This window comes from Pyramidobacter sp. CG50-2, from assembly GCF_003612005.1.
Taxonomy (GTDB): domain Bacteria; phylum Synergistota; class Synergistia; order Synergistales; family Dethiosulfovibrionaceae; genus Pyramidobacter.
Genome location: NZ_RAWT01000079.1, coordinates 1 through 6,523, shown reverse-complemented (window position 1 = coordinate 6,523; position 6,523 = coordinate 1). Strand labels below are relative to the sequence as shown.

General features: G+C 62.3%; 9 protein-coding genes. 3 read left to right on the top strand and 6 right to left on the bottom strand.

Annotated elements, in window-relative coordinates:
• Window positions 1–436: 436 nt before the first annotated feature.
• On the top strand, window positions 437–1,258 hold the full coding sequence (locus tag D7D26_RS11600) for a class I SAM-dependent methyltransferase (RefSeq protein WP_120373152.1): 822 nt from the start codon (window positions 437–439) through the stop codon (window positions 1,256–1,258).
• A gap of 138 nt (window positions 1,259–1,396) precedes the next feature.
• Here the strand turns inward: D7D26_RS11600 and cdd are convergent, their stop codons facing one another.
• The 3 genes from cdd to D7D26_RS11590 are packed head-to-tail and all read right to left on the bottom strand — an operon-like array spanning window position 1,397 to window position 3,407.
• Window positions 1,397–2,119, bottom strand: coding sequence for a cytidine deaminase (cdd, locus tag D7D26_RS11595; protein ID WP_158606358.1), 723 nt, complete (start codon window positions 2,117–2,119; stop codon window positions 1,397–1,399).
• Complete coding sequence (locus tag D7D26_RS12375; protein ID WP_158606357.1) at window positions 2,109–2,291, bottom strand: hypothetical protein; 183 nt, start codon at window positions 2,289–2,291, stop codon at window positions 2,109–2,111. Before D7D26_RS12375 ends, cdd begins: the two co-directional genes overlap by 11 nt.
• Window positions 2,292–2,312: 21 nt before the next feature.
• Window positions 2,313–3,407 carry a threonine synthase gene (locus tag D7D26_RS11590; protein ID WP_120373150.1) on the bottom strand — a complete coding sequence of 365 codons (1,095 nt, stop codon included), beginning with the start codon at window positions 3,405–3,407 and terminating at the stop codon, window positions 2,313–2,315.
• Between the two features lie 141 nt (window positions 3,408–3,548).
• On the opposite strand from D7D26_RS11590, the gene D7D26_RS11585 reads away from it, so the two are divergent.
• Window positions 3,549–4,040 (top strand): GAF domain-containing protein, encoded by a 492-nt coding sequence (locus D7D26_RS11585; RefSeq protein WP_078015471.1) that lies wholly within the window; start codon window positions 3,549–3,551, stop codon window positions 4,038–4,040.
• Between the two features lie 353 nt (window positions 4,041–4,393).
• Here the strand turns inward: D7D26_RS11585 and D7D26_RS12200 are convergent, their stop codons facing one another.
• The 3 genes from D7D26_RS12200 to D7D26_RS11575 form a co-directional block, all read right to left on the bottom strand.
• Complete coding sequence (locus D7D26_RS12200; RefSeq protein WP_147413084.1) at window positions 4,394–4,672, bottom strand: hypothetical protein; 279 nt, start codon at window positions 4,670–4,672, stop codon at window positions 4,394–4,396.
• 64 nt (window positions 4,673–4,736) lie between these two features.
• Window positions 4,737–4,940 carry a hypothetical protein gene (locus tag D7D26_RS12195; RefSeq protein ID WP_147413083.1) on the bottom strand — a complete coding sequence of 68 codons (204 nt, stop codon included), beginning with the start codon at window positions 4,938–4,940 and terminating at the stop codon, window positions 4,737–4,739.
• The gene (locus D7D26_RS11575; protein WP_120373148.1) at window positions 4,937–5,218 is read right to left on the bottom strand and encodes a hypothetical protein; all 282 of its coding nucleotides are present in this window, start codon (window positions 5,216–5,218) and stop codon (window positions 4,937–4,939) included. Before D7D26_RS11575 ends, D7D26_RS12195 begins: the two co-directional genes overlap by 4 nt.
• Window positions 5,219–5,740: 522 nt before the next feature.
• Here D7D26_RS11575 and D7D26_RS11570 point away from each other — a divergent pair.
• The coding region (locus D7D26_RS11570) for a hypothetical protein (protein ID WP_147413082.1) at window positions 5,741–6,523 on the top strand (783 nt) is incomplete at its 3' end.

Genomic DNA, 6,523 nt, shown 5'->3' with positions numbered 1-6,523 from the left:
TGATCCTGCGGTTATCGTATTTTGCCGGGCGTCCACGTTGACCTGATTTCGGGTGTTCGGGCGGCAGCATTCTCTTGATTCGATTCCACTCGCTGGAGGTCAGTTCATATCTTCTCTCTTCCATGAGAAAAGTTTAAGCGATTGGATCGATTTAGGCAACTTTGACGTTTTTTAAACAAGCCCTAATTCTTGATAGAAAGTATTAACATAGTTTTCCGAGCGACTGAACTCCCCCGCAGCCCCTTGCGTTCGGCCTTTTAATTAAGAATTAGTATTACTGCAGCGCCGGCTTCGCAAAACAGGGAACTCCGACCGTCGCCGCGTTCCATTACAGCCGATGAACGTTCCTCATGGAACCGCCCGCGGGCGCGCCTTTTCAAGGGGAGCGGAGCAAGTTATAATAGACTAACTCAATTGCGCGCAAGGAGGGAACACGATGGATCTGAAACTTCGAGAGCTGGAAGGCACGGCGCTGATCACCGTCGTCGCCCGGGCGCGGGCGTCGCAGAACCCGGACGAAGACTTTTACGACCCGTGGGCGGAGGAGATCGTCGGGAACCTGACGCCCGAGCAGATCAAAAGCGTGGAAACGGGGCGCGTCAACGCGGGCGTTTTGGTGCGCGAGCTGGCCTTCGACGCCGCCGTCGCGAAAATTTTGAAGGAGAAGCCGCAGGGCGTGGTCGCCAATCTCGGCGCGGGGCTGGACAGCCGCCCGTTCCGCCTCGGCGATCTGGCCGCGCGGTGGTACGACTACGACCTGCCGGACGGGATCGCGGCCCGCCGGTCGGTCTACGCCGAGGACGCGGCGCACCATTTCATCGCCGCCGACGTGCTGCAGCCCGAGTTTGTCGAACTCCTGCCGCCGCGCGTCGATCTGTTTTACGCCTGCGGCGTCCTCATGTACCTCAAAGCGGACGCGCTGAACGAGATGTTCGCGCGGCTGGCGCGGCACAGCCCGGGAGCGGCGGTGCTCTTCGACACGGCCACGCCGTTTTTCGCCCGCCACGCGCACCGCATCGTGCGCGGCGTCAAACCGGGGCTGTTCGGCGGCTGGGGCTTCAAATACGACGCGCGCCCCGAACAGGTCAAGGCGCTGTTCCCCGTCCTCGGCGACATCGAGGTCAGCAATTACGGCGACAGCGGGCTGCTGCGCCGCCTTCACGGAAGTATGAAGCTGTTCTTCCGCCTGCTGCGGCCGATTTTTACCGACAGCCTGTTCGTGACGGCGCGGCTGGGGGAGCGCCCTCTGTTCTTTTAGACGTAAACGGAACGCGCCGCAAAAGCGTCAAGGGCAACGGCGCCAGCCGCGGAAAAAAACGGCACGATTTACGGTCATCCCACAAAAAGAGCCTGTCTCCCGGTTCGCCTTACGCGAGCTTTGAGACAGGCTTGTCGTTTATGAGACGTCGTTCAAAGGGATCGTCCGAACTTCCGCGCGCGGCGCGATGCGCGCCAGCAGCGCGGGCAGGAGCGGGGCCAAGGGAGCGGGGCCGGCCTCGGCCAGCACGGCCGCGGCGACAGGGTCGTCCGCCGCGCCGTCGAGGGCGCGCAGCGTCAGGGCCGTCTGCAGCGCCGTCAGCGAAGGGTTGTAGGCGCCGCTTTCCAGCAGACAGCCGGCGTAGACCCGGCCGGAAGTCGTGCGCAGCGCCAGGCCGCTGCGCGTGCCCGTGTAGGGGGCGTAGCCGTGCACGGCCGCGGCCCGCGCCAGCCCGTCCAGGTCGGCCGCTTTCAGAACCGCGGCGCGGGTAAGCAGATTCTCGCCGCCGCGTTCCAGGACGAAAGCGTGCGGCAGATAAGCGCCGAGCGGCCGCGCTTCGCCGTTCAGCACGACGTCCAGCGGCGCTTTCAGCTCCGTCAAAAACTGGCGGCAGTAGCCGCAGGGCGTGGCCGACACGGCCAGCGCGATCAGCCGCGTTTCGCCGTGCGCGCGGGCGGCGATCGCCGCGGCCTGTTCGGCGTGGACGGTGAAGTTCAGCGGCAGCCCCGCGAACTCCTGATTGGCGCCCAGATAGACGCGCCCCGAATTTCCCAGCGCCGCCGCGCCGACGCGAAAGCCGCTCAGCGGCGTCCGCGCGGCCCGCGCCGCTTCGTCCAGAAACGCGGCGAGTTCAGCGTACACGCAAGTCCTGCTCCGACTCATATCCAACCGAATGATCGTTTCCCCGCCGTCCCGTTCCATGCGATTCGCTCCTGTCGATGCGCGCCGCCGCGAAATGTTCCACGTGGAACATTTCGCGCTCGACGCCGATGTCTCCTGTGTCGGCGAGATGTCCCCGTTTTCGCCGTTTCATGCCGGGCGTCGTTTTCGCGCCTCAGTGATCGGATTTCAGCCCCGCGCCGCACATGGGGATGACGCTGTCGGGCGTTCTCCCGTACAGTTCGCAGTAGCGGCGGTAGCCGGCGTAGTTGGCGGCCGCCGTGTGCTCGCAGTAAACGCCTTTCGCGGCCAGTTCGCGGCGGCAGGCGAGGATCGCGTCCTCGGGCACGGCGACGATCTTGAAATGGTACTTGCGCACCGACGCGAGGATGGCTTCGCCGCGCATCGGCTGTCCGATGGCGATGCCCTCGGCCAGCGTGGGACGGGGGACGATCCGCGCCGGCCGCTCCTCGCCGCTGCGCCAGGCTTCCAGCAGCGGCGCGCAGTTCTCGCTCTGCATGACGACGACGTTGGGCATTCCCGCGATGATCCCGGCGGCGAGGAACTCTTCCAGCGCTTTGACGACGCCGAGGTAGAGCGTGCCGTTGCCGACAGGCACGAAGATGTTCCGCGGCACGCGCCCCAGCTGCTCGTAAATCTCGTACAGGTAGGTCTTGGTCCCTTCGTAGAAGAAGGGATTGTAGACGTGGTTGGCGTAATACAATCCGCGCTCGCGCACGGCGGCGCGGCACACGTCGGCGCAGTGGTCGCGAGAGCCGGGAACCACGTTGGCAACGGCGCCGTGGGCGCGGATCATGTCGATCTTCTTCGGCGAGGTGCCTTCGGGCACGAAGATCTCGCAGGCGATGCCGGCCCGCGCGCAGTAGGCCGCCACGCTGTTGCCGGCGTTGCCGCTGCTGTCCTGCGCCACCGATTCTACGCCGGCGGCGCGGCAGTGCGACACCAGCACGGCGGCGCCGCGGTCCTTGAACGACAGCGTCGGCATGAAGTAATCCATCTTCAGCGACAGATCGTCGTCGAAGCGCACCACGGGCGTCAGCCCCTCGCCGAGGCTGACGGCTCTCCATGCCTCGCCGAGCGGCGGCATGAAGGCGCGGTAGCGGAAAACGCTCCACTCGTCCCGGTCGACGAGGTCGAGGCTGAACTTCGGCTTTTCGAACTCGAGATCCCACAGCCCGCCGCACTCGCAGCGCGGCTTTCGCGTTGCGGCGTCTTCCTCTTTCCCGCATCTCGAACAGACGTACTTCATGACTTTTATTCCTCCTCGCGCCGGATTTTTCCCGGCGTGGTCTTATTGTACAATATTTTCCCGCCGCCCGCTCGGCCTTTCGTGGTACAATGCCGGCAGAAACGCGGCGCAAAAGCGCCCGCTGCGAAAGGAGCCTGTGAGATGATCTCCGTCGAAATCCCCGCCAAACTGACGAAGGACGAACGCTACCGCCTCATTTCCGCCCGGCTGGCCGCCCTGGCCGCCGCCGAACGCGACCCGCTCGCCAACCTGTGCAACTTCATGGCCTATCTGTACTGGACCGTGGGCGGCGTCAACTGGGTCGGGCTGTATCTCCTGCGCGGCGGCGAGCTCGTGCTCGGCCCCTTCGCGGGCAAGCCCGCCTGCTCGCGCCTCGCGCCCGGCAAGGGCGTGTGCGGCGCCGCCGTCCGCGCCGGCAAAAGTCAGCTCGTCCCCGACGTGCGCGCCTTCCCCGGGCACATCGCCTGCGACGACGCCTCCCGCTCCGAGCTGGTGATCCCGCTGACCGTCGGCGGCCGCCTCTGGGGCGTGCTCGATCTCGACAGCCCCGAACCGGCCCGCTTCGACGAAACGGACCGCGCCGCGCTGGAAAAGATCGCCGCCCAGATCGAAGCGCAGGCCGCGCGCCTGTAAGCCCCAAACGAAAAAGCCGTTCCCGTCTCCGCGCCGCGGCGCAGAGACGGGAACGGCTTTTTCATATGACGGAACGTTTGGAAGCTCTGGGAGCATATTCCTGCGCGTCGGCTCGACAAAGCCCCGATACTTTCCGACAGTCGGAAATCCAGAGGTCGACCATTCTCCCTGACTGCCGTCGTAGAGAGAGAAGGCGAAAGGGAGCCGCCGCTGTTACAGGTAATCGCTCGAAAGCGCTCCCTGTTTCGAAGAGTTATTGATTGTCATTCCAGCCATACATTGAAGGCAGAGATAACAATAATGATATTCTTCCCCTTCGATTTCGTCGGCGCCGGAGAGGCGCGCCATGGAATTCAGCTCCGCGGCCAAATATCCCTTTTCTCGATCCTCTTGATAAGAGGCTTGATCTTTCCTCTGAATTTCTCCGCGTTTGCAACCAGTTTTTCGGACGTCTTGTAAAAAACGAACGCCAGATCGAAAACGTCTCTTGCCGTGAAGTCTTCGTAACGATAAAAAATCTTCTTGGCGACGATTTCAACGGGAGAGTCGAGATAATATTCTTCGTCGAACCCGGGAATTTTTTGAAGCTGCGGCTCTTCGTCCGATATCTGCCCGGCGACGATAAAGTCCACTTGACCTTCGGGAAAGTTGAGTTTTATGTACGAAGACGTTTCGGAATATCCGATAAGCTCGTTTTCATTGGCATCGACCAAACGCGGCGACACACACGAAAGCAATTGCCGATCGCGGAAGAAAATGTCGATATCCTTGCTTTCGCGATGCATTGAACAACAGCTTCAAGACCGTGCCGCCGCCAAAGCTCCAGTCGCTCTTATCGACGGCGGCTTCCCTTAACTGCTCGACGGCCCTTCTGAACAACTTTTTCCATGGATCGGTCATGGCGCTTCAAATCCTTTGAAACCGCTGCTTCGAAGCACCGCGGGGAGAGAATCGTAAACGTGCCTCACGTTCTCCTCCGTCGCGCCGATCTCTTTCATCGCGCCGGCCAGATAATCATGGGGAACCTCCCTGAACAGCGCGGCGAAATGGAAGAGCCACTTTTCGGGCATTTTTTCTTTTTCGGTCAGAATATCGCGGATCAGTTCTTTTGAAATCTGTTCCCTATAAGAACAATTGCAGCACTGAGCCGCAACGTCCAGGTAGCTGGCGCGCTTCATGTCGGATTCACCTCCCGCCGTCTTACACAAAGTATAGCGAAAGTTGAGAAAAATACAAGATAACGCTCTCGCATTTTCGCGCCGGCGTTTCGAGCTGGGCGGCGATAAAATATCGGCGATAACGAAAGCGGCTCTCCGCGTCGGCGGAGGGCCGCTTTCGTCTTGTCGGCGCGGGCGGCGGGGCCCCTCCACGGGAGCGACGCCCTCTCGCGGCGATGACGCCCTCGTCGTTTTTTTGCCGTGCTCCGGCGCTGTCGGCAAAGTTTTTAACAAATAATACTTGATTATCCAAAAAAGGTCGGCGCATAAAAATCGGGACTTTACTTTTGAATGATAACTAAAAGAACGCTTCGGAGGGGGGGTATGCCTTCGTGATGTCTTGCAAAAACAGTAAAAATCGGTTTAAATTTTACACACGAAAGGGCGTTTATCTTTGTTGCGTTTTTTCCGTTTCGTCAGAAGCCGCCGTTTTCGGTTTCAAAAGCCGCGGCGGCACAATCCATCCCATTCAAGGAGGTTCGCATGAAAAAGAACCGAAAACAGGAAATCGCGCGTTACCGCAGCGGGCTGGCCGCCAAGGCGCTGGCCGCCTCGCTGCTGCTGGCCGCCTCGTCGCTGCCGGCGGCGGCCAAGACGATCGACAACAACAATCCTTTTGCGATCGAGCTCGGCATTGTCAACTTCGCCGCCGGCGGCGGCGCGCTCAACATCACCGGCGACGTGAACGAAAGCGTGACCGGCGAGGCCCTTTCCGTCACCGGCAATCACGCCGTTGCCGGCGCTTCGGCCGCCCTCGCGCCGTTCTCGCTCAAGCTGGAAGACATTCCGCCGCTGACGGGATTGGTTACGGGCACCCTGAGCGGAGAATTGAATCTCTCCGCGGCCGGCGGCGGCGGGCTGGCGGCCCTTGATAACGTCAACGCCGAAAGCGCCACGCACGCGCTGGACGTCTCCGGCAACAGCGCTTCCGCGACCGGCGCGCTGAGCGCGGCGCTCGGCGGCGGCGTGCTCAGCGTCAGGGGAGGCAGTACGCTGAAAGGCCAGACCGGCGTCAGCGTCACGGGCAACTCCGCTTCGGCTCAGGCCACCTCGCCGCTCAAAGCTTCCATCAAGAAGCTTGAAGTAGCGGGAGCCCCCACGGCTGACAGCATCTCGCTCGAAGGCTCGCTGGCCATGGCCGGCGGCGGCGCGGCAGCGGCCATGATGGGATCGGCGGCAATCGTCAGCGATAACGGCGCAGTGGACTTTTCGAACAACTCGGCCTCGGCGTCGGGCGGCATCGCCGCGGCGCTGGGCGGCGGCGCT

Bases quoted from the DNA above. Each gene is read 5' to 3' on its own strand.
- D7D26_RS11585 (WP_078015471.1), top strand. From the start codon at position 3,549: ATGATCTCCGTCGAAATCCCCGCCAAACTGACGAAGGACGAACGCTAC.
- D7D26_RS11600 (WP_120373152.1), top strand. From the start codon at position 437: ATGGATCTGAAACTTCGAGAGCTGGAAGGCACGGCGCTGATCACCGTC.
- D7D26_RS12195 (WP_147413083.1), bottom strand. From the start codon at position 4,940: ATGACCGATCCATGGAAAAAGTTGTTCAGAAGGGCCGTCGAGCAGTTA.
- D7D26_RS11590 (WP_120373150.1), bottom strand. From the start codon at position 3,407: ATGAAGTACGTCTGTTCGAGATGCGGGAAAGAGGAAGACGCCGCAACG.
- D7D26_RS12375 (WP_158606357.1), bottom strand. From the start codon at position 2,291: ATGAAACGGCGAAAACGGGGACATCTCGCCGACACAGGAGACATCGGC.
- D7D26_RS11575 (WP_120373148.1), bottom strand. From the start codon at position 5,218: ATGAAGCGCGCCAGCTACCTGGACGTTGCGGCTCAGTGCTGCAATTGT.